At 59.9% G+C, this 25,910-nt stretch carries 24 protein-coding genes and 1 rRNA gene; 15 read left to right on the plus strand and 10 right to left on the minus strand.

Translation table 11 applies throughout. The annotated features are described in order from the left end of the window. Positions 1 to 25: 25 nt before the first annotated feature. The 6 genes from BFP93_RS18540 (at position 26) to trpE (ending at position 6,519) form a co-directional block, all read left to right on the plus strand. Positions 26 to 1,252 carry an ABC transporter permease gene (locus tag BFP93_RS18540; protein ID WP_065894191.1) on the plus strand — a complete coding sequence of 409 codons (1,227 nt, stop codon included), beginning with the start codon at positions 26 to 28 and terminating at the stop codon, positions 1,250 to 1,252. 12 nt (positions 1,253 to 1,264) lie between these two features. Continuing rightward, on the plus strand, positions 1,265 to 2,089 hold the full coding sequence (locus tag BFP93_RS18545; RefSeq protein ID WP_065894193.1) for an ABC transporter permease: 825 nt from the start codon (positions 1,265 to 1,267) through the stop codon (positions 2,087 to 2,089). 156 nt (positions 2,090 to 2,245) lie between these two features. After that, on the plus strand, positions 2,246 to 3,394 hold the full coding sequence (locus tag BFP93_RS18550; protein WP_065894196.1) for an iron-containing alcohol dehydrogenase: 1,149 nt from the start codon (positions 2,246 to 2,248) through the stop codon (positions 3,392 to 3,394). Positions 3,395 to 3,477: 83 nt separating this feature from the next. Next, entirely contained in the window at positions 3,478 to 4,152 is a 675-nt protein-coding gene (gene rpe / locus BFP93_RS18555; protein ID WP_065894198.1) for a ribulose-phosphate 3-epimerase, read from the plus strand. Then, positions 4,149 to 4,967 carry a phosphoglycolate phosphatase gene (locus BFP93_RS18560; protein ID WP_065885521.1) on the plus strand — a complete coding sequence of 273 codons (819 nt, stop codon included), beginning with the start codon at positions 4,149 to 4,151 and terminating at the stop codon, positions 4,965 to 4,967. The genes rpe and BFP93_RS18560 overlap by 4 nt, the downstream gene beginning before the upstream one ends. A gap of 70 nt (positions 4,968 to 5,037) precedes the next feature. Further along, positions 5,038 to 6,519, plus strand: a complete 1,482-nt coding sequence (gene trpE, locus BFP93_RS18565; RefSeq protein ID WP_065885522.1) for an anthranilate synthase component I — start codon at positions 5,038 to 5,040, stop codon at positions 6,517 to 6,519. A gap of 133 nt (positions 6,520 to 6,652) precedes the next feature. Here the strand turns inward: trpE and estP are convergent, their stop codons facing one another. Next, positions 6,653 to 8,575 carry an esterase EstP gene (gene estP / locus BFP93_RS18570; protein WP_065894200.1) on the minus strand — a complete coding sequence of 641 codons (1,923 nt, stop codon included), beginning with the start codon at positions 8,573 to 8,575 and terminating at the stop codon, positions 6,653 to 6,655. A 421-nt stretch (positions 8,576 to 8,996) separates the two neighbouring features. Between estP and BFP93_RS18575 the strand changes: the two genes are divergently transcribed. From BFP93_RS18575 to BFP93_RS18590, 4 genes are all read left to right on the plus strand, one after another. Continuing rightward, positions 8,997 to 9,590, plus strand: coding sequence for an aminodeoxychorismate/anthranilate synthase component II (locus BFP93_RS18575; protein WP_065894201.1), 594 nt, complete (start codon positions 8,997 to 8,999; stop codon positions 9,588 to 9,590). A gap of 9 nt (positions 9,591 to 9,599) precedes the next feature. Next, positions 9,600 to 10,649 carry an anthranilate phosphoribosyltransferase gene (gene trpD, locus BFP93_RS18580; protein WP_065894202.1) on the plus strand — a complete coding sequence of 350 codons (1,050 nt, stop codon included), beginning with the start codon at positions 9,600 to 9,602 and terminating at the stop codon, positions 10,647 to 10,649. After that, on the plus strand, positions 10,646 to 11,482 hold the full coding sequence (gene trpC / locus BFP93_RS18585; RefSeq protein ID WP_065894203.1) for an indole-3-glycerol phosphate synthase TrpC: 837 nt from the start codon (positions 10,646 to 10,648) through the stop codon (positions 11,480 to 11,482). Before trpD ends, trpC begins: the two co-directional genes overlap by 4 nt. A gap of 103 nt (positions 11,483 to 11,585) precedes the next feature. Next, the gene (locus BFP93_RS18590; protein WP_065894205.1) at positions 11,586 to 12,281 is read left to right on the plus strand and encodes a lipoate--protein ligase family protein; all 696 of its coding nucleotides are present in this window, start codon (positions 11,586 to 11,588) and stop codon (positions 12,279 to 12,281) included. On the opposite strand, the gene crp is transcribed toward BFP93_RS18590, so the two are convergent. After that, positions 12,278 to 12,922, minus strand: a complete 645-nt coding sequence (crp, locus tag BFP93_RS18595; protein ID WP_057723693.1) for a cAMP-activated global transcriptional regulator CRP — start codon at positions 12,920 to 12,922, stop codon at positions 12,278 to 12,280. The two genes, BFP93_RS18590 and crp, sit on opposite strands and share 4 nt — an antisense overlap. A 246-nt stretch (positions 12,923 to 13,168) precedes the next feature. On the opposite strand from crp, the gene BFP93_RS18600 reads away from it, so the two are divergent. Then, on the plus strand, positions 13,169 to 13,591 hold the full coding sequence (locus BFP93_RS18600) for an OsmC family protein (protein WP_003210947.1): 423 nt from the start codon (positions 13,169 to 13,171) through the stop codon (positions 13,589 to 13,591). A gap of 165 nt (positions 13,592 to 13,756) precedes the next feature. Here the strand turns inward: BFP93_RS18600 and coq7 are convergent, their stop codons facing one another. The 6 genes from coq7 to hemJ form a co-directional block, all read right to left on the minus strand. After that, positions 13,757 to 14,404 (minus strand): 2-polyprenyl-3-methyl-6-methoxy-1,4-benzoquinone monooxygenase, encoded by a 648-nt coding sequence (gene coq7, locus BFP93_RS18605; protein WP_065894207.1) that lies wholly within the window; start codon positions 14,402 to 14,404, stop codon positions 13,757 to 13,759. An 85-nt stretch (positions 14,405 to 14,489) separates the two neighbouring features. After that, complete coding sequence (locus tag BFP93_RS18610) at positions 14,490 to 14,828, minus strand: histidine triad nucleotide-binding protein (protein WP_065885529.1); 339 nt, start codon at positions 14,826 to 14,828, stop codon at positions 14,490 to 14,492. Between the two features lie 45 nt (positions 14,829 to 14,873). Further along, entirely contained in the window at positions 14,874 to 15,662 is a 789-nt protein-coding gene (locus BFP93_RS18615) for an SDR family NAD(P)-dependent oxidoreductase (RefSeq protein ID WP_065885530.1), read from the minus strand. A gap of 64 nt (positions 15,663 to 15,726) precedes the next feature. Further along, positions 15,727 to 16,689 (minus strand): DUF805 domain-containing protein, encoded by a 963-nt coding sequence (locus BFP93_RS18620; protein WP_065894210.1) that lies wholly within the window; start codon positions 16,687 to 16,689, stop codon positions 15,727 to 15,729. A gap of 70 nt (positions 16,690 to 16,759) precedes the next feature. Next, the gene (locus BFP93_RS18625) at positions 16,760 to 17,722 is read right to left on the minus strand and encodes an NAD(P)H-dependent flavin oxidoreductase (RefSeq protein WP_065894212.1); all 963 of its coding nucleotides are present in this window, start codon (positions 17,720 to 17,722) and stop codon (positions 16,760 to 16,762) included. A 25-nt stretch (positions 17,723 to 17,747) separates the two neighbouring features. After that, a complete protein-coding gene (gene hemJ, locus BFP93_RS18630) occupies positions 17,748 to 18,176 on the minus strand; it encodes a protoporphyrinogen oxidase HemJ (RefSeq protein ID WP_065894214.1) in 429 nt (142 codons plus the stop codon). A gap of 134 nt (positions 18,177 to 18,310) precedes the next feature. On the opposite strand from hemJ, the gene argC reads away from it, so the two are divergent. Together argC and erpA are read left to right on the plus strand one after the other, a co-directional pair. Next, positions 18,311 to 19,345, plus strand: a complete 1,035-nt coding sequence (gene argC, locus BFP93_RS18635; protein ID WP_065894216.1) for an N-acetyl-gamma-glutamyl-phosphate reductase — start codon at positions 18,311 to 18,313, stop codon at positions 19,343 to 19,345. 154 nt (positions 19,346 to 19,499) lie between these two features. Further along, positions 19,500 to 19,850, plus strand: a complete 351-nt coding sequence (gene erpA, locus BFP93_RS18640; protein WP_003176443.1) for an iron-sulfur cluster insertion protein ErpA — start codon at positions 19,500 to 19,502, stop codon at positions 19,848 to 19,850. Between the two features lie 94 nt (positions 19,851 to 19,944). Here the strand turns inward: erpA and BFP93_RS18645 are convergent, their stop codons facing one another. Both BFP93_RS18645 and BFP93_RS18650 read right to left on the minus strand, forming a co-directional pair. Then, positions 19,945 to 21,036 carry an anhydro-N-acetylmuramic acid kinase gene (locus BFP93_RS18645; RefSeq protein WP_065894217.1) on the minus strand — a complete coding sequence of 364 codons (1,092 nt, stop codon included), beginning with the start codon at positions 21,034 to 21,036 and terminating at the stop codon, positions 19,945 to 19,947. 3 nt (positions 21,037 to 21,039) lie between these two features. Then, positions 21,040 to 22,452, minus strand: a complete 1,413-nt coding sequence (locus tag BFP93_RS18650; protein WP_065894218.1) for a peptidoglycan DD-metalloendopeptidase family protein — start codon at positions 22,450 to 22,452, stop codon at positions 21,040 to 21,042. A gap of 208 nt (positions 22,453 to 22,660) precedes the next feature. Here BFP93_RS18650 and tyrS point away from each other — a divergent pair, with 208 nt between their 5' ends. Both tyrS and BFP93_RS18660 read left to right on the plus strand, forming a co-directional pair. After that, complete coding sequence (tyrS, locus tag BFP93_RS18655; protein WP_065885537.1) at positions 22,661 to 23,860, plus strand: tyrosine--tRNA ligase; 1,200 nt, start codon at positions 22,661 to 22,663, stop codon at positions 23,858 to 23,860. Positions 23,861 to 24,355: 495 nt separating this feature from the next. Beyond that, positions 24,356 to 25,892, plus strand: a 16S ribosomal RNA gene (locus tag BFP93_RS18660). The last annotated feature ends 18 nt before the right edge of the window (positions 25,893 to 25,910 follow it).

The following is a 25,910-nucleotide window of genomic DNA, read 5'->3' on the forward strand; positions in this document are numbered from 1 at the left end:
TATCTTCAAGATCCGGAGTTCAGTCATGGCCCTCGCCATTCCCACCCTCAAGCAGCGCCTGGCCCGTGCCGAGCGGCTCAACCGCTGGAAGGCCCAGGCCTTGATTGCGCCGCTGGTGCTGTTTTTGCTGCTGGTGTTCCTGGTGCCCATTGTTGCGCTGCTCTACAAAAGCGTCGGCAACCCGGAAGTGGTCGCAGGCTTGCCGCGCACAGTGGTGGCAGTGACGGCCTGGGACGGTCGTGGCTTGCCCGGCGAGTCGGTGTACCAGGCGCTCAGTGAGGACCTGGGCGAAGCGCGCAAAAACCAGACCCTGGGCGATTTGTCCAAGCGCTTGAACATGGAGCTGGCCGGCTATCGCAGCCTGCTGACCAAAACCGCGCGGGCGCTGCCGTTTGCCGACGCGCCGGCCTCTTATAAAGCTGCGCTGGAAACCCTCGACGAACGCTGGGGCGACCCCGCGTACTGGCAGGCGATCCGACGCAATACCAGCAGCCTGACGCCTTACTACCTGCTGGCGGCCGTCGATCACCGTATCGACGACCTGGGCGAAATCGCGCCGGCCACCCCGGACCAGGCTATCTATCTGGATATCTTCGCCCGTACATTCTGGATGGGCCTGGTCATCACCGTGGTCTGCCTGCTGCTGGCCTATCCCTTGGCGTACCTGCTGGCCAACCTGCCGGCGCGTAAAAGCAACCTGCTGATGATCCTGGTATTGCTGCCGTTCTGGACCTCGATCCTGGTGCGGGTGGCGGCGTGGATCGTACTGCTGCAATCCGGCGGCCTGATCAACAGCGCCCTGATGGGCATGGGCCTGATCGATACGCCGCTGGAGTTGGTGTTCAACCGTACCGGTGTGTACATCTCCATGGTGCATATCCTGCTGCCGTTCATGATCCTGCCGATCTACAGCGTGATGAAGGGCATTTCGCCAACCTACATGCGTGCGGCGATTTCCCTGGGCTGTCACCCCTTCGCCAGCTTCTGGCGCGTGTACTTCCCGCAGACCTACGCCGGTGTCGGCGCCGGTTGCCTGTTTGTGTTTATCCTGGCGATTGGCTATTACATTACCCCGGCCTTGCTGGGCAGCCCGAACGACCAGATGGTCAGCTACTTCGTGGCCTTCTATACCAACACCAGCATCAACTGGGGCATGGCCACGGCGCTGGGCGGCTTGCTGCTGCTGGCGACGGTGCTGTTGTACCTGATCTACAACCGGCTGGTGGGCGCCAGTCGCCTGCGCCTGAGCTGAGGAGACCCTGCAATGCTGAGCCCTTATATGTCACCGGTGGAGCGTCTGTGGTTCTACAGCCTGCGGATTCTGTGTGGCCTGATCCTGCTGTTCCTGATCCTGCCGGTACTGGTGATCATCCCGCTGTCGTTCAACAGCGGCAGTTTCCTGGTGTATCCGTTGCAGGGCTTTTCGCTGCAGTGGTATCAGGACTTCTTCGCCTCGGCCGAATGGATGCGCGCCCTGCGCAACAGCATCATCGTCGCCCCGGCGGCCACGGTGCTGGCGATGGTGTTCGGCACGCTGGCGGCGATTGGCCTGACCCGTGGCAACTTCCCCGGCAAGGCATTGGTGATGGCCCTGGTCATTTCGCCGATGGTGGTGCCGGTGGTGATTATCGGCGTGGCCAGTTACCTGTTCTTTGCCCCGCTGGGTCTGGGTAACAGTTTCTTCTCGCTGATCGTGGTGCATGCGGTGCTGGGCGTGCCGTTTGTGATCATTACCGTGTCGGCGACCTTGCAGGGTTTCAACTACAATCTGGTGCGGGCCGCGGCCAGCCTGGGCGCGTCACCGTTGACCGCGTTTCGCCGGGTGACCTTGCCGCTGATCGCGCCGGGGGTGATTTCCGGGGCGCTGTTCGCCTTCGCCACCTCGTTCGATGAAGTGGTGGTGACGCTGTTTCTCGCAGGGCCGGAGCAAGCCACGTTGCCGCGGCAGATGTTCAGCGGCATTCGGGAAAACCTCAGCCCGACGATTGCAGCGGCGGCGACGTTGCTGATCGGGTTTTCAGTCGTGCTGTTGCTAACGCTTGAATGGCTGCGCGGGCGGGGCGAAAAGCTGCGTACCGCACAGGTCTAAAACCCGGCACAGATCAAACTGTGGGAGGGGGCAAGCCCCCTCCCATACTGGTTCTTTGTTCATTCAGATAATGACCATTCAGCTCTTGAATGGCAGACAACCCATTTGTCTCAGCTACTCTTGTGCCAGCCCATCTCTCAATAAGAGGCCGCGCACATGAGTACTTCCTCATTCAAGATCGCCCACAAACTGCTCACCGGCGCTGGCGCCATTGAGCAGCTCGCCGCCGAACTCACCCGCCTGGATGTGGATAACCCGTTGATCGTCACCGATGCCGTGCTGGTCAAGTCCGGCACGGTGGCGCTGGCGCTCGAGCACTTGGGCGGCCGCCCGTATGAAATTTTCGACCGCGTGCTGCCCGACCCGGAAATCGCCATTGTCGAAGACTGCATGCAGGCCTACCGCGATGGCGGGCACGATGGCCTGATCGGCGTGGGCGGCGGCAGTGCCATCGACATCGCCAAGAGCGTTGCCGCTTACGCCGGTTACCACGGCGCCCTGGCGGATTTGTTCGGGGTCGACCAGGTGCCGCGCAAGGGCCCGCCGTTGATCGCCATTCCTACCACGGCGGGCACCGGCTCGGAGGTGACCAACGTGGCAATCCTCTCGGACAAGGTCGCGCAGCTGAAAAAAGGCATTGTCAGCGACTACCTGCTGCCGGATGTGGCGCTGATCAGCCCGCAAATGACCCTCACTTGTCCCCGCAGCGTCACCGCCGCCAGTGGCGTCGACGCACTGGTGCATGCCATTGAATCCTACCTGTCGCTGAGCGCCTCGCCGATCACCGATGCCCTGGCGATCGGCGCGATCAAGCTGATTGCCAGCGCACTGCCCAAGGTTTACGCCAACCCGGCCAACCTGCAGGCCCGTGACGACATGGCCACCGCCAGCCTGATGGCCGGCATGGCCTTCGGCAATGCCGGCGTGGGCGCGGTGCATGCGCTGGCGTATCCGTTGGGCGGCCGGTTCAACATCGCCCATGGTGTGAGCAATGCGCTGTTGCTGCCCTATGTGATGCACTGGAACAAGCTGGCCTGTGTCGAGCGGATGCGCGACATCGCCCAGGCCATGGGCGTGAATGTCAGCGGGCTGAGCGTGAATGATGCCGCCGACCAGGCTGTCGAGGCGATGACGAAACTCTGCGCCGCCGTTGAAATCCCGGCCGGCCTGCGCAGTTTCGGCGTGCCTGAGGAGGCTATCCCGGCGATGGCCACTGAAGCGGCGGGCATCGAACGCCTGATGCGCAATAACCCGCGCCAGCTCAGCGCGGCCGATATCGAGAAAATCTACCGGGCGGCGTACTAGCCGTTGAGTGAGGTCACGGTGCGCAGGGCAAAGCTGAGGTATACAATGCGCGCCATCGTGATTTAGCTCAAAAAAGGTGCGTCATGCAGCCCTTCGTCATTGCTCCATCGATTCTCTCCGCCGACTTCGCCCGCCTGGGCGAAGAAGTGGACAAGGTGTTGGCCGCCGGCGCCGACTTCGTGCACTTCGACGTCATGGACAACCACTACGTGCCCAACCTGACCATCGGCCCGATGGTCTGCGCGGCGCTGCGCAAGTACGGGATTACCGCGCCGATCGACGCACACCTGATGGTCAGCCCGGTGGACCGCATTGTCGGTGACTTCATCGAGGCCGGTGCGACTTACATCACGTTCCACCCGGAAGCCACGCTGCACGTCGACCGCACCCTGCAACTGATCCGCGAAGGCGGCTGCAAGGCAGGCCTGGTGTTCAACCCGGCCACACCCTTGAGCGTGCTGGAGTACGTGATGGACAAGGTCGACATGGTCCTGCTGATGAGCGTCAACCCGGGCTTTGGCGGGCAGAAGTTCATCCCCGGCACCCTGAACAAACTGCGCGAAGCGCGGGCGCTGATCGACGCATCGGGCCGCGATATCCGCCTGGAAATCGACGGTGGGGTCAACGTCAACAATATTCGCGAGATCGCTGCTGCGGGTGCCGATACGTTCGTGGCCGGCTCGGCGATCTTCAACGCCCCGGATTACCAGGAAGTGATCGCCAAGATGCACGCCGAACTGGCGCTGGCGCGTCCATGAGCGGCTTTGAGCAGCTGTTCCCCGGCAAATTGCCACGGCTGGTGATGTTCGATCTGGACGGTACCTTGATCGACTCGGTGCCCGACCTGGCGGCGGCGGTGGACCAGATGCTGCTCAAACTGGGGCGCAAGCCTGCGGGGATCGAGGCGGTGCGCGAATGGGTCGGCAACGGTGCGCCGATGCTGGTGCGTCGGGCGCTGGCGGGCAATATCGACGCCGCCGGTGTGGATGAGGTGGAGGCCGAACATGCCCTGGAGCTGTTCAATGCCGCCTATGAAAGCAGCCACGAACTGACGGTGGTGTATCCCGGCGTGCGTGACACCCTCAAATGGTTGAGCAAGCAGGGCGTGGAAATGGCCTTGATCACCAACAAGCCGGAGCGCTTCGTCGCACCGCTGTTGGACCAGATGAAGATCGGCCGGTATTTTCGCTGGATCATCGGCGGCGATACCCTGCCGCAGAAAAAGCCCGACCCGGCGGCGCTGTTTTTCGTGATGAAAATGGCCAACATTCCGGCGTCCCAATCGTTGTTCGTGGGCGATTCGCGCAGCGATGTATTGGCGGCAAAAGCCGCAGGGGTGCAGTGCGTGGCCTTGAGTTACGGCTACAACCATGGCCGGCCGATTGCCGAAGAATCGCCGGCGCTGGTGATTGATGACCTGCGCCTGTTAATCCCCGGTTGCCTGGGCGCGGGCGCTGAGATAACGTTGCCCGATATTGATCCGTCCTTTTCAGGAAATCCCATCGTGGTGGTCACTCGCAAACTCTGGATGAAAGTCATCAAGGCCCTGGCCCGCTGGCGTTGGCGCGCCTGACTGATCCTGGCCGCTTTGTGCGGCACGTTTGCCTACCTGACCGATTGACCCTCACACCACGAGGCACCTGATGATCCGCGAAGAATTCCTGCGTTTGGCCGCTGCCGGCTATAACCGTATCCCCATGGCCCGCGAAACCCTGGCCGACTTCGACACGCCGCTGTCGATCTACCTGAAACTGGCCGATGAGCCGAACTCGTATCTGCTGGAGTCGGTACAGGGCGGCGAGAAGTGGGGCCGTTATTCGATCATCGGCCTGCCGTGCCGCACGGTACTGCGGGTTCATGACCATCATGTGAGCATCACCCATGATGGCGTCGAGATCGAAAGCCATGACGTAGACGACCCGCTGGCCTTCGTCGAGGCCTTCAAGGCGCGCTACAACGTGCCGACCATTGCCGGCCTGCCGCGTTTCAACGGCGGCCTTGTGGGGTATTTCGGTTATGACTGCGTGCGCTACGTGGAGCAGCGCCTGGGTAAATGTCCGAACCCGGACCCGCTGGGCGTACCGGACATCCTGCTGATGGTCTCCGATGCGGTCGTGGTGTTCGACAACCTCGCCGGCAAGATGCACGCGATTGTGCTGGCCGACCCGTCCCGGGCGGATGCCTACGAACAAGGCCAGGCCAGTCTCGAAGCACTGCTGGACAAGCTGCGCCAGCCGATCACGCCGCGTCGTGGCCTGGACCTCAGCCGTCCGCCTGCCGCTGACCCGGTGTTTCGCTCCAGCTTCACGCAGGCGGACTACGAGCGCGCAGTGGACACCATCAAGGAATACATCCTCGCCGGTGACTGCATGCAGGTGGTGCCGTCGCAACGGATGTCGATTGATTTCAAGGCGGCGCCGATTGACCTGTACCGGGCGCTGCGCTGCTTCAACCCGACGCCGTACATGTACTTCTTCAACTTCGGTGATTTCCACGTGGTGGGCAGTTCACCGGAAGTGCTGGTGCGCGTCGAAGACAACCTGATCACCGTGCGGCCCATCGCCGGTACGCGCCCGCGTGGCGCCACCGAAGAAGCGGACCTGGCGCTGGAAGAAGACCTGTTGAGCGATGACAAGGAAATCGCCGAGCACCTGATGCTGATTGATCTGGGGCGCAATGACACGGGGCGTGTCTCGGAAATCGGCTCGGTGAAGTTGACCGAGAAGATGGTCATCGAACGGTACTCCAATGTGATGCACATTGTGTCCAACGTCACCGGGGAACTGAAAGCCGGGTTGACCGCGATGGACGCACTGCGTGCCATTCTGCCGGCCGGTACCTTGTCGGGCGCGCCGAAGATTCGCGCGATGGAAATCATCGACGAACTGGAGCCGGTCAAGCGGGGCGTCTATGGCGGCGCCGTGGGGTATTTCGCCTGGAACGGCAACATGGACACCGCGATTGCGATCCGTACGGCAGTGATCAAGGATGGCGAACTGCATGTGCAGGCCGGTGGCGGCATTGTGGCTGACTCGGTGCCGGCCCTGGAATGGGAAGAAACCCTGAACAAGCGCCGCGCGATGTTCCGGGCGGTGGCGCTGGCCGAGCAAACCCCGCAGGACTGAAGCCGAATGTGATTCAAATGTGGGAGGGGGCTTGCCCCCGATAGCGGTCTTTCAGTTCATGATGCACTGGCTGACACATTGCTATCGGGGGCAAGCCCCCTCCCACATTGGTTTGTGTTGGTTTCAGGATTGGCTAGAAATCCATGCTCACCCCGACACTGACCCCTTGCTGGGTCAGGTTGTCATCCTTCCTCACGTTATACGCCGCGCGTAACGCCAGTTCCTGCGTCAGCTTGTGGCTGACACCCAGGCTCAAGCGATCCGAATTGCTGCGCGGCGTATACCCGTCCAGCTTGAAGTCGATCCCCGGCACGCTGTTGAGCGCGATGTTGACCTTCTGCGTGTCGTTCTCGAACTCATGCTCATGCGCCACTTCCCCATACACCTGGGTCTGCGGGGTGATGCGGTAGCTGCCTTGCAAGCCTACGCCAAGGCGCCTGGAGTCGCGCTGCTGGTCATCAAAGGTCAGGGCGGTGGAGCGGCTGTCTTTCTCCGAGTAGCCGTTGACTTCGACGCGCGCGTAATCGGCGCTGATGAAGGGCGACAAGTGCCAGTCGCTGCCGGGCGCAGCGATGTCGTAGCCCACGCGGCCGCTCAAGGCCCAGAGCCAGCCATCGGTGTCACCTTTCTCCGACCCTTCGCTGACGCCCAGGGCGAACTTGCGCTTGAGGTTATCGAAGTCCAGTTTGCCGCCGGTCAAGGCCGCATCGGCCCACCAGTGATTCTGCTGATACTGGGCAAACGCGGTGCCCATGTAACTGTTGAGCTTGTAATCCGAATCGCTGGCGCCGGCTTCCAGTGTCTGGCGGTACAGGCCCGCGGCGACGCCTACGCGCCAGGCTTCGTTGAGTCGGTAGCTGCCGCCGATATTGAGGTTATAACCGCTGCCATCGCCGCTTGCCGAGCTGTTCTGGTCGTCGAAATCCAGCCGTTGGCCACCGGCTGCCACGATCGCTCGCCATTGGCCGACGGCTTGCCAGTGGCCGGTGTCTGCCTGCCATTGATTGCGCAACTCATCCTGGTGGGCGCGCAATGTGCCCTGGGCCATTTCCGGCAGCAGCGTGATTTCCCACGGCGCGGCGAGCAGCGAATAGGCGTAGTCGGCGATCAGCTGTTGCCCGGCGATGGTCGGGTGGACCGAGTCGTTATAGATCAGCTTGGTCGGGTCCGGGTTGGTGCCACCGATGCCGTACACCGGATTGGCGGTGCAACTGTTGCCACTGAAGCAGGTGCCCGTGAGGTTTTGCCCGGTGGCGAGGCCGAAGCGGGCCGGATTGGCAAAGGCTTCATTCAATAACAATGGAATGTTCAGCGGGATGACCTGCGCATCGATCTGCGACAGGCGCTGTACCAGCGACTGGTTGAAAACAGCGCTCAGGGCCGACGTCGCTGCCTGCTGCGGCGTGCCGTTGACGGCCGGCGTCAGGCCGATGTCGGGCAACATCCATACCATGATGTAACGCGCACCGGCTTGTTGCAGGGCCTGGGCACTGTCGGCCAATCGCCCGCCGGCGGCGACCGCTTGAGCGGGGCTGAGTACGCGACCCTGGAGGAAGTCATTGCCGCCACCGGAGAGAAAGTACAGCGCATTCGGATCGGCCAGCCCGCCGTTTGCCGGCAGGTAACCCTGTCGACTGCGCAGCACCGTGCCGCCCCCGGCATTACCGGGTGGGATCGCCGCGTTGGAGACGTTGGTGATGGAGTCGAGGATATTGTCGGTACGGTAGCCGCCGACCGCCCAGTTGTTTCCGTCCGGCAAGCCCTGGATCGCGCGCACCGGTGAGGTGGAGGCATTCAGGTCGTTTGGCGCTACACCCAGCTTCGCGCCGAGCAGCGTCGAAGAAACCAGACCATAGTCTCCCTGGAACGTCGGCCCGGTACGGTTGGTGAAGCGCAGGGTCGATCCGGCACCGCCGTCGGGAAACTGGCCGGCATCGGCCAGGCTGTCACCGAATACCACCATCGTTGAATAGGGTGACGATGCTGCATGAGCCTGTGCACAAGCCAGGTAAAGCAAGCCGGCGGCCAGGGGCGCGAAGAACGGAGTTCTGAGCATGGAAAATTCCATTGAGTTGTTTTTGTGTCGGAACCGAAACACTAGCAAAGTATCGAGCGTTTTCTATAGGGCAAAACCGAATTTTGCTGTGGGCAGCGCATTGAGCCCAGCCCGTATTTGCGGCGCCATATTGCACGGTTGGCGAGGCTACGTTACTGTGCCTGGACGTATGAATGAGACCCTCCCCGTGTTGATCATCAGCAGACTCTTGATGCGAGTAGTCAAGGCACACGCCCGTTGGCGTTGGCGCGCCTGACATTTTTCTCCGCCGGCCTGGCCGGACCTGTACCGATTTGCCTTCTTCACCCTGTTTGACGCCCCTTGCCGCTCACCCCGGCAACCGGAACGTGCGTCCGGCAGCGGGCCAAATGCCTGGAAGGCGGTCATTTGAAATCAGTGAATTCAAGAGGTTTGAACCCACATGTTGCTGATGATTGATAACTACGATTCCTTTACCTACAACGTTGTGCAGTACCTGGGCGAGCTGGGTGCCGAGGTCAAGGTGGTGCGCAACGACGAACTGACAGTCGCCCAGATCGCTGCGCTGAACCCTGAGCGCATCGTGGTTTCGCCCGGCCCGTGCACACCGACCGAAGCGGGCATCTCCCTGGAAACCATCCAGTATTTCGCCGGCAAGCTGCCGATTCTGGGCGTGTGCCTGGGGCACCAGTCCATTGGCCAGGCCTTTGGCGGTGATGTGGTGCGCGCGCGCCAGGTAATGCACGGCAAGACCAGCCCGGTATTTCACAAGGACCTGGGGGTCTTCCAGGCGCTCAACAATCCTGTAACCGTGACCCGTTACCATTCCCTGGTGGTCAAGCGCGAAACCCTGCCCGAGTGCCTGGAACTGACGGCCTGGACCCAGCTGGAGGACGGCTCGGTCGATGAGATCATGGGCCTGCGCCACAAGACACTGAATATCGAAGGGGTGCAGTTTCACCCTGAATCGATCCTGACCGAGCAGGGCTACGAGCTGTTCGCCAATTTTCTCAAGCAGAGCGGCGGCACGCGCTAAGGATTTTCCATGGATATCAAGACTGCCCTGGGCCGTATCGTCGGTCACCTGGACCTGAGCACCGCTGAAATGAGCGATGTGATGCGCGAGATCATGACCGGTCAGTGCTCCGACGCACAGATCGGCGCCTTTATGATGGCCATGCGCATGAAGAGCGAAAGCATCGACGAAATCGTCGGCGCCGTGTCGGTGATGCGTGAACTGGCGGACAAGGTCGAACTCAAGACCCTCGACGGCGTGGTCGATGTGGTCGGCACCGGCGGCGACGGTGCGAACATTTTCAACGTATCGACGGCGTCCTCGTTCGTGGTCGCGGCAGCGGGTTGCACCGTGGCCAAGCACGGCAATCGCGCGGTGTCCGGCAAAAGTGGCAGCGCCGACTTGCTGGAAGCCGCCGGTATCTACCTGAACCTGACGCCGGTACAGGTGGCGCGCTGCATTGACAGCGTCGGCATCGGCTTCATGTTTGCCCAGTCCCACCACGGCGCGATGAAACACGCCGCCGGCCCGCGCAAGGACCTCGGCCTGCGTACCCTGTTCAATATGCTCGGCCCGCTTACGAATCCGGCCGGTGTGAAACATCAGGTCGTCGGTGTCTTCAGCCAGGCGTTGTGCCGGCCGTTGGCTGAAGTGCTGCAGCGCCTGGGCAGCAAGCATGTGCTGGTGGTGCACTCCAAGGACGGCCTGGATGAATTCAGCCTGGCCGCACCGACCTTCGTGGCAGAGTTGAAGGACGACCAGGTCACTGAATACTGGGTCGAGCCTGAGGACCTGGGCATGAAGAGCCAGAGCCTGCACGGCCTGGCGGTGGAAAGCCCGGCGGCGTCGCTTGACTTGATTCGTGATGCATTGGGGCGACGCAAAACCGAAAACGGTCAAAAAGCCGCAGAAATGATTGTGCTCAATGCGGGCGCGGCACTTTACGCAGCGGACCATGCCTATAGTCTTAAGGAAGGTGTGGCCCTGGCTCACGATGCATTGCACACCGGTCTGGCTCGCGAGAAACTCGAAGAACTCGGAGCATTCACCGCCGTATTCAAGATGGAGAATGAAGCATGAGTGTTCCCACCGTTCTGGAAAAAATCCTGGCGCGCAAGGCTCAAGAAGTTGCCGAGCGCCGTGCCCGTGTGAGCCTGGCTGAACTGGAAGCCCAGGCAAAGGCTGCCGATGCTCCGCGCGGTTTTGCCAACGCCTTGATCGCCCAGGCCAAGCTCAAGCAGCCGGCTGTGATCGCTGAGATCAAGAAAGCCTCCCCGAGCAAAGGCGTTATCCGCGAGCACTTCGTGCCACATGAAATCGCCGCCAGTTATGAAAAGGGTGGGGCGACCTGCCTGTCCGTACTGACTGACATCGATTACTTCCAGGGTTCCGACTTATTCCTGCAGCAGGCACGCGCCGCGTGCAAGTTGCCGGTGATTCGCAAGGATTTCATGGTTGATCCCTACCAGGTCGTCGAAGCACGCGCGCTGGGTGCCGACTGTGTGCTGCTGATCGTTTCCGCCCTGGATGACGTGAGGATGGCCGAGCTGGCGGCTGTGGCCAAGGGTGTGGGCCTGGATGTACTGGTCGAGGTGCATGATGGCGACGAGCTGGAGCGCGCGCTGAAAATCCTCGACACCCCACTGGTGGGGGTCAACAACCGTAACTTGCATACCTTTGACGTCAGTCTGGAAACCACCCTTGATCTGCTGCCGCGTATTCCGCGTGATCGCCTGGTGATTACCGAGAGCGGCATCGTCAACCGCGCCGATGTGGAGTTGATGGAAATCAGCGAAGTGTATGCGTTCCTGGTCGGCGAGACGTTCATGCGCGCGGAGAACCCAGGGGCCGAACTGCAGCGTCTGTTCTTCCCGGAGCGTGGCGTGACGGTCAGCGGTTCGACCCTGGATTGATTCCAGCGCAGTCGGTCCGTTTTTGAAATGCAGTAAAAAAGTGTGGGAGGGGGCTTGCCCCCTCCCACATTGGTTTTGTGCTTATTCAGGTGGGTAAATGTTAATGACCAAGCCGGTTTCGATGACGGTAGAAGCAGGGCTTGCAGCCGAACAAGCCTTGCTGGCCGCCGTCTGCGCCGGTGAGCAGGAATTCGGTCTGTTGTTCTGGCAGCCCAACGATCAAGCCTTGGTCATGCCACGCCGTTTGAGCCGATTACCGGCCTTTGAAGCCGCCAGCCAGGTCTCGGCAGACGCGGGTTGGCCGGTGTTGTTGCGCGAAACCGGCGGTGAGCCGGTGCCGCAGTCCGCCGCTACGGTCAATGTCGCCCTGGTCTACGCGCCTGCGCGCAGTGAAGGTGATCAAGGGCGCATCGAAACCGGCTACCGACGGTTGTGCCAGCCGATTTGTGATGTATTGACCGAGTTGGGCGGCGACGCATCCGTTGGCGAAATCGACGGCGCGTTCTGCGACGGTCGTTACAACGTCAATCTCAACGGCCGGAAAATGGTCGGCACGGCCCAACGTTGGCGCCAGAGCGGCGGTCGCCCGGTGGGCTTGGTGCACGGTGCCTTATTGCTGGACAATGATCGCGATGAGTTGATTATGGCGGTCAATCGTTTTAATCAAGCTTGTGGCCTGGAACAACGGGTGCGGGCCGAGAGCCATATCGCACTGCACGAGGTGTTCACCGCGCCCGATGTAATCGGCCGGCTCGACACCTTGTACCGTCAGATGCTGGCAGGCTTGCTGCCAGGTTAACGGGTGCCGAACACCACCATTGTCTTGCCTTTGACGTGCACCAGGTTGCGCTCCTCCAGATCCTTGAGCACGCGCCCCACCATTTCCCGCGAACAGCCGACGATGCGCCCGATTTCCTGGCGTGTGACTTTGATCTGCATGCCATCGGGGTGGGTCATGGCGTCAGGTTGCTTGCACAGCTCCAGCAGGCAGCGAGCGACACGCCCGGTCACATCGAAGAATGCCAGGTCGCCGACCTTGCGCGTGGTATCCCGCAGGCGCTGGGCAATCTGCCCGCTCAAGGCATACAGAATGTCCGGATCCTGTTGGGCCAGTTCGCGAAATTTCGTATAGCTGATCTCGGCCACTTCGCACTCCACCTTGGTGCGTACCCAAGCGCTGCGCTGCTGCTCCTTGCCCGCTTGCTCGAACAGTCCCAGCTCGCCAAAGAAATCCCCGGTGTTGAGGTAGGCAATGATCATCTCGCGACCGTCTTCGTCCTCGATCAGGATGGTGACCGAGCCCTTGATAATGAAGAACAGGGTTTCGGAGCGCTCGCCCGCGCAGATGATGTTGTGCTTGGCCGGATGACGCCGGCGCTGGCAATGCATCAGCAGCTTGTCGAGGTTCTTGATCTTGGGTGTGGGAGTAAGAGCAACCATGGTTGTATCCCGAAAGACTGCGCGATGGGGTTGGATTTGTTTTTATCAGCGATACCGGCATTGACGTACGCTGTACAAAGGATGGCAATGCGCCATTGATTTGGCGCCAGCTTACCAGACACATTCTGACTCGATTAGCGTATTTCACCGGCAAACGCTGTTTATTGATCGTTTTCATGCAGTGCACGGCTGTCCTGAGGCCCTGTGCTAAGCTGGCGACCCTTTTTTAGCAGTGGAGTCTGGGCGATGAAGGCACGCATCCAATGGGCGGGCGAAGCCATGTTCCTCGGTGAGTCGGGCAGTGGCCACGTGGTGGTCATGGACGGCCCGCCGGAAGCCGGTGGCCGCAACCTGGGTGTACGCCCGATGGAAATGCTGCTGCTGGGTGTCGGCGGTTGCAGCAATTTCGATGTGGTCAGTATCCTGAAAAAATCCCGTCAGGCCGTGGAAAGCTGCGAAGCCTTTCTGGAGGCCGAGCGTGCCACCGAAGATCCCAAGGTGTTTACCAGGATTCATATGCATTTTGTGGTCAAGGGCCGGGCGCTGAAGGAGGCGCAGGTCAAGCGTGCCATCGAGCTGTCGGCAGAGAAATACTGCTCGGCCTCGATCATGCTCGGCGCGGCCGGTGTAGCCATCACCCATGATTACGAAATTATCGAGTTGGGTTGATCGTAGAACGACGGGCAAAAAGAAGGGCGCTTTGATAGCGCCCTTTTTACATGATCATTCCCACGCTCTGCGAGATGATCGTTCCCACGCTCCGCGTGGGAATGCATTCTCGTGACGCTCCGCGTCACCCTTGCGCAGGTGCCGGGTTTTGCGCTCTTCGTGCTTTCAAATCCGATAGGTGCTTTTGGTCATGACCTTGGCCAACAGACTCATGCCGAACCTCACCGGCGCAGGGAAGCGAAAGCCGCCGGCATCCAGCGCGCTTTCTGCGTGATGCTCTTCGTCGATGCGCATCTGCTCGAGAATGGCCCGTGACTTTTGGTCCTCGGCCGGCAGTTGTTCAAGGTGTTCGTCCAGGTGCTTGCACACCTGATGCTCGGTTGCCGCGACAAAACCCAGGCTGACCTTGTCGCTGATCAGGCCGGCAGCGGCGCCAATCCCAAACGACAAGCCATAAAACACTGGGTTCAGCACACTGGTATGACTGCCCAATTGGCGAATGCGTTGTTCGCACCAAGCCAGGTGGTCGATCTCTTCCTCGGCCGCATGCTCCATTGCCGCGCGTATCTGCGGCAACTTGGCGGTCAGTGCCTGGCCCTGGTACAACGCCTGGGCACAGACTTCACCGGTATGGTTGATACGCATCAGGCCGGCCACGTGGCGGGTCTCGCTCTCGCTCATCTGCGCGTCCGGCTGCACGATGGCCGGTGACGGACGATACGGTTGGCCGCTGAATGGCAGCAGCGTACGCATGGCTGTGTCGGCTTGCAGTAACAGACGGTCAATCGGCGAGTAGTGACGTTGGGTAGTCATGCTGACCTCCGGAAAGAATCTCGGCGGCCAGTTTACCGCAAGAGAGGACGGCGCGTTTGCGCTGAGTCAATTTGCCCCGGTGCACTCAGCCCGGCGGCCAGTTCATCTGGCGCTGACCCAGCACGTGCATATGGATGTGGTACACGGTCTGCCCGCCGTCTTCGTTGCAGTTCATCACCACGCGAAAGCCTTTCTCGCAGCCTTGCTCCACCGCCAGGCGTTGGGCCGTGAACAGAATATGGCCGGCCAGGGCTTTATCGTCCTCGGTCAGGTCGTTGAGGGTGCGAATGGGCTTTTTCGGGATGACCAGGAAATGCACCGGCGCCTGCGGGGCGATATCGTGGAAAGCCAGCACCTGGTCATCTTCATAGATGATGTTCGCCGGTATTTCTCGATTGATGATCTTGGTGAACAGAGTATCCACAGCTGTTTCTCCATAGTGAACGAGAGGGTCAGTGTACTGGGGCGCTCAACGCGGGCAATAGGCCTTGTTGATCGCACCGGCAATTTTTCGGGTAAGCCAGCGCGGGCTCAGGCGCGGGCTGAAGGCGAGCCAGCGGTTGCGGCGCCCCGGAATGATGATCGCCTTGTTCTTCTCCAACGCACGCACGGTGAAGAGCGCGACTTCTTCGGGGCTCATCAACTGCTGGCTGCGGTCGAGTTTTGCAGTGTCCATTTGCGCGGTGCCGAAGAAAGCGGTGCGCGTAGGCCCGGGGCAGAGCACCGAAACCTTGATGCCACAGGTCTTGAGCTCCTCGCGCAGGCCTTCGGAGAAGTGCAGTACATAGGCTTTGCTCGCGTAGTAGCTGCTCATCCACGGGCCCGGCTGGAAGGCGGCAACCGAGGCGACGTTGAGAATCTGCCCGCCGCCATGCAGCGCCATGGCATTGCCCAGAGCGTGACACATGCGGGTCAGGGCGAGGATGTTGACTTCGATCAGGTCCTGCTCGGTCATCCAGTCCTGGGCCAGGAACGGCCCGCTGGTGCCGATACCGGCGCAGTTGACCAACAGGTCGATCTGTCGCTCACCCTCTTCGAGTTCCAGCAAAAAACCCGACAACCGCAGCGGCTCGCCCAGGTCGCAGGCACGGAACAGCACCTCGACGCCGAAACGTTGAGTCAATTCGGTTGCAATGCTTTCCAACTGATCACGCTGGCGGGCCACCAGAATCAAACTGCGGCCACGTCGAGCCAGTGCTTCGGCCAAAGCCAGGCCGATACCGCTGGAGGCACCGGTGATCAGAGCGTAACGGGTCATGCCTTTCTCCATCGCCACGCCACCGAGCCTGTGACAGAGGCATCACAGGCGGGGGGGCGTTTCTTCACTGTTCTGGAGAGTCTACAGGTTCGGCCGTGTCGTCAGCACTCTGCGCTGCTTCGTCCTCGACCATGACGTCTGGGGCGGCGGCGTCGTCGGCGGTAATGGAGCTGCTTTCATAGCCGCCGCCCATGTTGGCTTCCAGTTGGTCCAGGTAGCCGTTCATGCCCAGGGTTACCACGACGATGAGCATCAATGGGATGAACGCCAGCCACAACGAGGCGAGGATTTTAACCGCCGTGGAGTTGCGCGGTGGAGGTGCACCGTACTGGTTGGCGCCGGTGTTGCCCGGCCATACCAGCAGCAGCAGAGGGAAAATGCTGTTCACCACCGGAACCAGGTTCAGCAGGTACAGCCAGCCAGACCAGCCGATGTCGTGCAGGCGCTGCACGCCGATTTGCACGCTGACGACCACAAGTCCCACAAACAGTGCGAAACCCAGCAGCGAGCCGAGAATGATTGCGATCGTTGGCGAAGCAGTAGCCACCGCGAAACCCACGGTACTGATGATCCCGCCAGCCACCAGCATCGCGACGGTCAGTGCCAGCGTCCAGGCGAGATAGCGCAGGCGACCGATACGCCCGTGGATGGTGAAGACCTTGAGCGTGGAATACTCCGGCAGGTTATCGCCGACGGCGGCGCGTGGTGGTGCATACGGTGATGCGGCGGAGGTTGAGAAGTCCGGCGCGGACGAGCCTGTCTCGTGGGTTTCGGCAAGGCTGAAAGCCACAGGTTGTTCGGCCTCGATACGTGCGTCGACTCCGGCGTTCTGCAGCGCGGTGAGATAGGTTTCAGCGTCGGCACGTGACAGATCGCGCTTGAGCGCGACCTCGCGGCCGGTGAACAGCTTTTCGATCGCCTCGACGTCGCTCTTGAACAGCTCGGCGAGGTTCAGCTTGGCGGTGGTGCTTTCGACACCCGGGCGCAAGGCTCCGTCAAACACAATCTTGAAACGGTTGTCGCTCATGCGGGCATCCTTGGCACTTTTTTCAGGGAGGTTGTGCAGGCCGGCTCAATTGGCAGGCCTGGCATCTGGGTCAACGTGGCCAGCGCAATTGTGCTGCGTTTTCGCGTGCCTGGCGGTATTGAGCGTCCAGGCGTGCGACGAGTTCATCCACGCCGGGTAAATCATTGATCTCACCGACGCCTTGGCCGGCCGACCATACAGTCTTCCATGCCTTGGCCTCATCGCTCAACGGTTTGAGCTTGGAGCCGACATTGACCTCACCTTTGCCCTGGAGGGCAGCGAGATCAAAACCGGCGTTTTCCAGGCTCTGGCGCATGAAGCTTGCAGGCACGCCGGAAACAGCCGGAGTGTGCACGATGTCGGCGGCGTGCGCTGTGAGCAGCATCTCTTTATACGCATCCGGTGCTTGGCTTTCGGTGGTACCGATAAAGCGCGTGCCGAGATACGCCAGGTCTGCGCCAAGCAGTTGGGCGGCGAGAATTTCCCGACCGTGGTTGAGACAGCCGGCGAGCAGCAGGGTTTTGTCGAAGAACTGGCGTATCTCGGCAATCAGCGCAAAGGGACTCCAGGTGCCGGCATGACCACCTGCGCCGGCGGCGACCGCGATCAACCCATCGACGCCCGCTTCAGCGGCTTTTTCGGCGTGACGACGGGTGGTGACGTCGTGAAACACCAGGCCGCCGTAGCTGTGCACTGCATCGACCAACTCCTTCACGGCACCAAGGCTGGTGATGACGATGGGCACTTGGTGCTCGACGCAGAGGGCCAGGTCGGCTTCAAGCCGTGGGTTGCTGTTGTGTGCGATCAGGTTGACGGCATAGGGGGCGGGGTTATCCAGCTGCGCCAGGCCTGCTTCGATTTCCTCCAGCCAGGCCTTGAAGCCGCTGCTTTCGCGTTGGTTGAGCGCCGGGAAACTGCCGACCACCCCGTTGCGGCAGCAGGCCAGCACCAGTTGCGGGTTGGAGATCAGGAACATGGGGGCAGCCACCACGGGCAGGCGCAGGCGTTGTTCAAGCAGGGCGGGCAGCGACATTGGAGGTTCCCCCGAGTAATTGAAGTTAAAACGGTTTGACCACGACCAGAATTACGATTGCCAGCAATATCAGGACCGGCACTTCATTGAACCAGCGATAAAAGACATGGCTGCGGCTGTTTTCACCACGGGCGAAGCGTTTTACCTGCGCGCCGCACATGTGGTGATAGCCGATCAACAGGACGACCAGGGTGAGCTTGGCGTGGATCCACGCGCCCGATTGGAAAATACCGGGGTTAAGCACCAGCAACCAGATGCCGAAGACCAGCGTGGCGACCATCGCCGGGCCCATGATGCCGCGGTACAGCTTGCGCTCCATGACGCTGAAGCGCTCCTTGCTGACGGTATCCTCGCTTTGGGCGTGGTAGACAAACAGGCGTGGCAGGTAGAACAGCCCGGCAAACCAGCAGACGATGCTGACGATATGGAAGGCTTTGACCCATAGATAAAGCATTTTTAGTTATTCCCAGGTTCACGGTAGCGAAGATAGTAGTAGCTCAAGCGCCCGTACGTCACGTTGGCGGTTGTCGCAGGACGATACGGACCCTATTATCGACGGCTTTCCAGTGGTTCGTTGAGGGCAGGTTTATGGTCAAGGTCGGTATCGTCGGCGGCACGGGTTACACCGGTGTCGAATTGCTGCGTCTGTTGGCTCAGCATCCGCAGGCTGAGGTGGTGGTCATCACTTCACGCTCCGAGGCGGGCCTGGCCGTGGCCGATATGTACCCGAACCTGCGAGGCCACTACGACGGCCTGGCCTTCAGCGTGCCGGACATCAAGACACTGGGTGCCTGTGACGTGGTGTTCTTCGCCACGCCTCACGGGGTCGCGCATGCATTGGCCGGTGAACTGTTGGCGGCGGGCACCAAGGTGATCGATCTTTCCGCCGACTTCCGCCTGCAGGATGCCGATGAGTGGGCCAAATGGTACGGCCAGCCTCACGGCGCGCCAGAGTTGCTGGAAGAAGCGGTGTACGGCTTGCCGGAAGTCAATCGTGAGCAGATCAGGCAGGCCCGCCTGATTGCGGTGCCGGGTTGCTATCCGACGGCGACTCAGCTGGGTTTCCTGCCGCTGCTGGAAGCAGGCCTGGCGGACGCCTCGCGTTTGATCGCGGACTGCAAGTCCGGTGTCAGCGGCGCCGGTCGCGGTGCTGCGGTAGGCTCGCTGTATTCCGAGACGTCGGAAAGCATGAAGGCTTATGCGGTCAAAGGGCATCGTCATTTGCCTGAGATCCGTCAGGGGCTGCGCCGCGCTGCGGGTAAGGACGTGGGCCTGACCTTCGTGCCGCACCTGACGCCGATGATCCGCGGGATTCACTCCACCTTGTACGCGACGGTTGTCGATCGGTCGGTTGACCTGCAGGCATTGTTCGAAAAGCGTTATGCCAATGAGCCCTTCGTCGACGTGATGCCGGCGGGCAGCCATCCGGAAACCCGCAGTGTGCGCGGCGCCAACGTGTGCCGGATTGCGGTGCATCGTCCGCAGGACGGCGACCTGGTGGTGGTGCTGTCGGTGATCGACAACCTGGTCAAGGGGGCGTCGGGCCAGGCGGTGCAGAATATGAACATCCTGTTTGGCCTGGATGAGAAGCTCGGCCTGTCCCACGCAGGGATGCTGCCTTAAAAGCGGCTGCAAGCTTCAAGTTGTCAGCGGCAAGCGTGTAGCTTAAGGCTTGAAGCTTGCCGCTGCCCCGCATAATAGTTGACCGCTTTTCTAGGAGAAGCGGATAATGCTCGCTATTACGCATATGACGGCGCTACGCCGGGAGATTATCAGCATGAGCGTTGAATCCTTCACCCCCACGGCTTTGCAATTCACCCACGGTGCTGCGCACAAGGTGAAGAGCCTGGTCGATGAAGAGGGTAATGATCGCTTGAAGCTGCGCGTATTTGTTACGGGCGGCGGTTGTTCAGGGTTTCAGTACGGTTTTACCTTCGATGAAGATGTGGCCGACGATGACACCATCGTTGAGCGCGAGGGCGTGAGCCTGGTTGTGGATCCGATGAGCTTCCAGTACCTGGCGGGGGCTGAAGTGGATTATCAGGAAGGGCTGGAAGGGTCGCGTTTCGTGATCAAGAACCCCAACGCCACGACTACCTGTGGTTGCGGGTCTTCGTTCTCGATCTGATCGAACGCCTGGCCTGCACGTATAAAGAAACCTGCACGGATACAAAAACGCCGCTTGGCTTTGATCGGCCAAGCGGCGTTGTGCTGTCTGGCGCTCAGGCGGGGTAGATCGCGCCCAGCACCCGCAGCCCGCGAGCACCGGTGACGCTCGGGCGGTTCGCGGCGATGCCTTCAAGGCAGCAATGGGCCAGCCAGGCGAAGGCCATGGCTTCCACCCAGTCCGGGTCTACGCCATAGGTGGCTGTGCTACTGACCTGGGTGGACGGTAGCAGTGCAGCCAGTCGATTCATCAGCGTCCCGTTATGGGCGCCACCGCCGCAGACCAGCAGGGTGTCGGTCTGGTGTTGAGCGCTTTGCAGGGATTCGACGATGGTCAGGGCGGTCAGCTCGAGCAATGTGGCTTGCACATCCTCGGGAAGAAACGCCGGCAACTCGCCGAGATGGTGCTGCAGCCAGTCCAGGTTGAACACTTCTCTTCCGGTACTCTTGGGCCCTTTGGTCGCGAAAAAAGCATCGCTGAGCAGCGTGTCTAGTAGCGGCGGCTGAACCTTGCCACTGGCTGCCCATTGCCCGTCACGATCAAACGGCTCGCCGCGTTGGTGATCAATCCACGCGTCCAGCAAGACATTGCCCGGGCCGCAGTCAAAGCCCGATACAGGTTTGCCGGTTTCTATCAGGCTCAGGTTGCTGAAGCCACCGACGTTCAGCACGGCACGGTTGCCGGCACGTTCACCGAACAGCGCCTCGTGAAAGGCCGGTACCAAAGGGGCGCCCTGGCCACCTGCGGCGACGTCGCGGCTGCGGAAGTCGCTGACCACCGTGATGCCCGTCAGCTCGGCGAGTAATGCCGGATTGCCGATCTGTACCGTAAAGCCCCGGGCGGGTTCATGGCGGATGGTCTGCCCATGGCTGCCAATCGCGCGGATGTCGTGAGGGGTGAGGTTTTGCTGGGCCAGCAAGGCGTGGATGCCTTGGGCGGCGAGTGTTACCCAGGACTGCTGGGCGATGGCCGAGCGGGCAATCTCATCCGGCCCGCTGGCGCACAGGCTGAGCAGCTCGGCGCGCAGCTCGGCAGGCATGGGGATGTAGTGGGTGGCGATCAGGCTGAGCGCCGAATCCTGCTCGATGAGGGCGATATCCAGGCCATCGAGGCTGGTCCCGGACATCACACCTATATAGCGCGGCATACCTTAACGCTTCGCCGAAGCCAACAGGGTGGAGCGTTCCTGATCCATGCGGGCCATCAACGGTTGGCTTTGCTGCATGAAGCGCGCGCGCTCTGCCTTGGCAATGGGGTCGGCCATCGGCAGCTTCTGGCCCAGTGGATCAACGTGTACACCGTTGACCTGGAACTCATAGTGCAAGTGCGGCCCGGTGGACAGGCCAGTCGTGCCGATATAACCGATCACTTGGCCCTGCTTCACGTTTCCACCGGTTTTCACGCCCTTGGCGAACCCTTGCATGTGGCCATACAGCGTGCGGTAGGTATTGCCGTGCTGGATGATCACCGTGTTGCCGTAACCACCGCGACGCCCGGCCAACAGGACCTTGCCGTCGCCGGCTGCCTTGATTGGCGTGCCACGCGGAGCGGCGTAGTCGACACCTTTGTGGGCGCGGATTTTGTTCAGAATTGGATGCTTGCGACCCATGGAGAAACGCGAGCTAATACGGGCGAAGTCCACCGGTGTACGGATGAACGCCTTGCGCATGCTGTTGCCGTCAGCCGTGTAGTAGCTGCTGTTGCCCTGTTTGTTGGTGTAGCGCACGGCGGTGTAGGTCTTGCCGCGGTTTGTGAAGCGCGCAGAGAGAATATTGCCGGTGCCGACTACTTTGCCATTGGCGACTTTCTGTTCGTAGATCACATCGAATTCGTCACCCTGGCGTATGTCCTGGGCGAAGTCGATGTCGTAGCCAAATACGCTGGCCATGTCCATGGTCATGCTGTGGGACAGGCCGGCACGGGCGGCGGATTGCGACAGCGAGCTGTTGATCACGCCGTGTACGTAGGCAGAACGCATGACCGGCTTGGTGGTGATGCGATTGAAGGCAAAACCCTTGGCGCTTTTGCTCAGGCTGATGCTTTCCAGGTCGCTGATATTGGTGTGCAGGTTATTCAGTTGGCCGTCGGGCGTCAGTTCGAATTCAAGCTTCTGGCCATGTTTGAGCTGGGTGAACTGCTTGGCTTGCTTATCGGTGGCGAGGACGTCATTGACGGTGGCGGCGGGCAATCCGACCTTTTCGAACAGTGTTGACAGTGTGTCACCTTTGCTCACGATCACTTCGCGATGCTGGGCGTTCTTGGGCGCGACGGCTGCGGGCTTGTCCTGAGCAGCGTTTTGAGTCTCTTGCGGGGTGTCTTCAATCTGCGCGAACGGAGACTCGTTCGGGGTATTTGTGGCTTGTTGCGCGTCGGAAGCGTCTTGATCTTGTGTCAGTTGCTCAACAGGACTTTCCAGGTCAAGGCTTAGGGATGTTCGTTTGGCTTCTACGTCACTGGAAGGGAATACCAGGAGTGCCAGGCTGAGAAGGGCGGCGATACCACTTGCGGCGAGCAGGTGGGTCTTCGGGTAAAGCGGCGGCGCTTTAGACGGTTCAGTGGTCATAAGTATTTTGACTTTGAAGATGAAATGGAAAAGATGAATGACATGATGAAGATGAAATAACTGTATAAAATATAACCAAATCATCTGTGGCGCAAGCTCGCGAACGCTGGGCTTGCGCAATGGTGTCCGTTCACAGGGCAAAACTTGTAATTAGTCCCTGATCTTGTATGGTTGGTTCCCTTTTGAATCTGAGCCTTGCGGGTCTGTTATGAAGTCGGTTGAAGAGCAGCTAGCGCTGATAAAACGTGGTGCGGAAGAACTGTTGGTCGAGGCCGAGCTGATAGAAAAGCTCAAGCGTGGCCAGCCCCTGCGTATCAAGGCAGGCTTTGATCCTACCGCGCCTGACCTGCACCTTGGCCATACCGTGCTTATTAATAAGCTGCGTCAGTTCCAGGACTTGGGGCATCAGGTCATCTTCCTTATTGGTGACTTCACCGGGATGATCGGCGACCCGAGCGGCAAGAGCGCAACGCGCCCACCGCTGACGCGCGAACAGGTTCTCGACAATGCCGAGACCTACAAGACCCAGGTGTTCAAAATCCTTGATCCGGCCAAAACCGAGGTGGCCTTCAACTCCACCTGGATGGACCAGATGGGGCCGGCGGATTTCATTCGCCTGACGTCGCAGTACACCGTCGCACGCATGCTTGAGCGTGATGACTTCGACAAGCGCTACTCCACCAATCAGCCGATCGCGATCCATGAGTTTCTTTACCCGCTGGTCCAGGGGTATGACTCGGTGGCTTTGCGTGCGGATGTTGAGCTGGGCGGGACGGATCAGAAGTTCAACCTGCTGATGGGGCGTGAGCTGCAGCGCGCCTATGGGCAGGAAGCGCAGTGCATTCTGACCATGCCGTTGCTGGAGGGGTTGGATGGCGTCAAGAAGATGTCCAAGTCCCTGGGTAACTATGTGGGTATCCAGGAAGCGCCGGGCGTGATGTACGGCAAGCTGGTTTCCATTCCGGATTCGTTGATGTGGCGTTACTTCGAATTGCTGAGCTTTCGCTCGATGGATGAAATCAATGCGTTGCGTGCTGATGTGGAGGCGGGTGCCAACCCGCGTGATGTGAAGATCAAGCTGGCCGAAGAGATCGTGGCGCGCTTCCATGGTGAAGAGGCTGCGGCCAACGCTCACCGTGCGGCGGGCAATCGCATGAAGGATGGCGAGTTGCCGGACGACCTGCCGGAGATCGAATTGACTGCGGCTGAGGCGATGCCGATCGCGGCAGTCCTTAATAAGGCAGGTTTGGTGAAGAACTCTGCGGTGGCGCGTGACCTGCTCGGTTCGGGTGGTGTGCGTATAGATGGTGAAGTGGTCGATCGCACCTTTATATACGAGCTGGGCGCTACCCACGTTTGCCAGGCGGGGAAGAAGGCATTTGCGCGTATTACGCTCAAATCCGAATAAGTCTCTAATTAGGGGTTGACGGCGAATTATATCTCTCTATAATTCGCCCCACTTCCGGCGCAGTCGAAACGGAAAACTCCTTGGTAAACAATGAGTTAAGCAAGTTTTGACAGCAGGTCGCTTCAGTTCATCGAAGCCAGAAGGAAGTTGAAAAAGAGGTGTTGACAGCAGCGTGTAACGCTGTAGAATTCGCCTCCCGCTTACGAGAGATCGCAAGCGCAAGTGGTTGAAGTTGTTGAAGAATTCTTCGAAAACTTCTGAAAATAACCGCTTGACAGCAAATGAGGCTGCTGTAGAATGCGCGCCTCGGTTGAGACGAAACATCTTAACCAACCGCTCTTTAACAACTGAATCAAGCAATTCGTGTGGGTGCTTGTGGAGTCAGGCTGATAGTCAACAAGATTATCAGCATCACAAGTTACTCCGCGAGAAATCAAAGAATAACCAACGATTGCTGAGCCAAGTTTAGGGTTTCTTAAAAACCCAAAGATGTTTGAACTGAAGAGTTTGATCATGGCTCAGATTGAACGCTGGCGGCAGGCCTAACACATGCAAGTCGAGCGGTAGAGAGAAGCTTGCTTCTCTTGAGAGCGGCGGACGGGTGAGTAAAGCCTAGGAATCTGCCTGGTAGTGGGGGATAACGTTCGGAAACGGACGCTAATACCGCATACGTCCTACGGGAGAAAGCAGGGGACCTTCGGGCCTTGCGCTATCAGATGAGCCTAGGTCGGATTAGCTAGTTGGTGAGGTAATGGCTCACCAAGGCGACGATCCGTAACTGGTCTGAGAGGATGATCAGTCACACTGGAACTGAGACACGGTCCAGACTCCTACGGGAGGCAGCAGTGGGGAATATTGGACAATGGGCGAAAGCCTGATCCAGCCATGCCGCGTGTGTGAAGAAGGTCTTCGGATTGTAAAGCACTTTAAGTTGGGAGGAAGGGCAGTTACCTAATACGTGATTGTTTTGACGTTACCGACAGAATAAGCACCGGCTAACTCTGTGCCAGCAGCCGCGGTAATACAGAGGGTGCAAGCGTTAATCGGAATTACTGGGCGTAAAGCGCGCGTAGGTGGTTTGTTAAGTTGGATGTGAAATCCCCGGGCTCAACCTGGGAACTGCATTCAAAACTGACTGACTAGAGTGTGGTAGAGGGTGGTGGAATTTCCTGTGTAGCGGTGAAATGCGTAGATATAGGAAGGAACACCAGTGGCGAAGGCGACCACCTGGACCAACACTGACACTGAGGTGCGAAAGCGTGGGGAGCAAACAGGATTAGATACCCTGGTAGTCCACGCCGTAAACGATGTCAACTAGCCGTTGGGAGCCTTGAGCTCTTAGTGGCGCAGCTAACGCATTAAGTTGACCGCCTGGGGAGTACGGCCGCAAGGTTAAAACTCAAATGAATTGACGGGGGCCCGCACAAGCGGTGGAGCATGTGGTTTAATTCGAAGCAACGCGAAGAACCTTACCAGGCCTTGACATCCAATGAACTTTCCAGAGATGGATTGGTGCCTTCGGGAACATTGAGACAGGTGCTGCATGGCTGTCGTCAGCTCGTGTCGTGAGATGTTGGGTTAAGTCCCGTAACGAGCGCAACCCTTGTCCTTAGTTACCAGCACGTTATGGTGGGCACTCTAAGGAGACTGCCGGTGACAAACCGGAGGAAGGTGGGGATGACGTCAAGTCATCATGGCCCTTACGGCCTGGGCTACACACGTGCTACAATGGTCGGTACAGAGGGTTGCCAAGCCGCGAGGTGGAGCTAATCCCACAAAACCGATCGTAGTCCGGATCGCAGTCTGCAACTCGACTGCGTGAAGTCGGAATCGCTAGTAATCGCGAATCAGAATGTCGCGGTGAATACGTTCCCGGGCCTTGTACACACCGCCCGTCACACCATGGGAGTGGGTTGCACCAGAAGTAGCTAGTCTAACCTTCGGGAGGACGGTTACCACGGTGTGATTCATGACTGGGGTGAAGTCGTAACAAGGTAGCCGTAGGGGAACCTGCGGCTGGATCACCTCCTTAATCGACGACATCAGCTGC

It is taken from the genome of Pseudomonas sp. 44 R 15, assembly GCF_900004965.1.
GTDB classification, from domain to species: Bacteria; Pseudomonadota; Gammaproteobacteria; order Pseudomonadales; family Pseudomonadaceae; genus Aquipseudomonas; species Aquipseudomonas orientalis_A.